This window comes from Bartonella sp. AP36NXGY (assembly GCF_042195865.1).
Classification (GTDB): domain Bacteria; phylum Pseudomonadota; class Alphaproteobacteria; order Rhizobiales; family Rhizobiaceae; genus Bartonella.
In genome coordinates, this window is sequence record NZ_JBHIPD010000103.1 from 1 (window position 1) to 1,276 (window position 1,276).

At 27.0% G+C, this 1,276-nt stretch carries 1 pseudogene; it reads right to left on the reverse strand.

Going from position 1 to position 1,276, the window contains the following annotated elements:
* Nucleotides 1–1,126 precede the first annotated feature (1,126 nt).
* Nucleotides 1,127–1,276: pseudogene (locus ACFINX_RS10095) on the reverse strand (SMI1/KNR4 family protein); the annotation flags it as partial.

The window sequence follows — 1,276 nt, forward strand, 5'->3', positions numbered from 1 at the left end:
AAGTTTAGAGACAATGAAAATCGTAAAAAACTTACCAAATTTGGTATTAAGAGAAACTGAATAACTTATAAAGCATGTTCACATGATAGGCATGCTAAATTCACAAGGGGTATAGAGCTTATAACCATAATCTATACCTCTCTTGTTAAGTTGATTACATACAATCTTTAAAAAGAGTGCTTATATGCGTTATTCTAAAAAGAAGAAACTTGCACTTTTAGATACTTTTATTTGGATTGCCTTTAAGACTTTTAAGAAACCCTATCTAAAGTGAATTAAATTTTTTTACATTGCCTTTAAGAGGTTATACCGTAATCTAAAATGATAGCTTTGTTTAAAGAGAGTTATGTATATTCATTTTCTTATATTACTTATAGGTTTTGAAGGTTTCTCACACCCTCAAAATACCTTCAAAAATCCTTTTTATATATATTACAGATTGTATTTACGTGTTGTGTGTAATATGGGTTGTTTATTTAAAACATTAACATATTGAAATATAATAACTTTTATTTTTTGATTGAAAAATAATATATAAAGGGGCGTAAAAGGAACCCTCAAAATACTCAAAATCTTCAAAACTCATAACCATAATGATCTTGATAGCATTTTTATGATCATAAACCGTTTCTTTTGAAAGGCTTTAAAGGATCACATGTTTTTTTAAGACGTGGTTTAATCACTCACTAAAATCATAAGGTTATCTATTTAAATAAATTGATAAAAATTCATTAAAGGAATTTTGATAACGTAATCAGTTTTTACTTTCATACGCTTTTCATAAAGCACGTTTTAATCACTCACTAAAATAATCTATTTTGTCAGTTCAATTTACTGACACATAACTGAGAAATATATATTATGAATTGAATTTATGGGCTGTCTTTTAATAAAGGTTGCATCATTAAAATTATAACCTATTGAAATATATTGATTTTAATTTTCTCTCATTAAAAAAATAATATAGGCTCTAAAAAGAACTGACAACACTGACACGGTCTATTAAAAGGGATTTTTCTAATCTTTATAATGATCAATCTCTTTTTAGATGTTTTCATAACAAGCAATAAATCGCAATTATCCTATTTATCAACTAGTTGTATAACATCATCTAAGGTATAGGTTTTCATGAATCTTCCCCTGCATACTCTTTAATTCTTTTGCAGAGAAATTCATAAAAATTGCTTGTGTAATATTCGGAATCTTCAGATGTATACTTGAGATAGAGTGGGCATTCACCATCGCGAAACTGCTTATAATCAAAATAAAAGGTTTC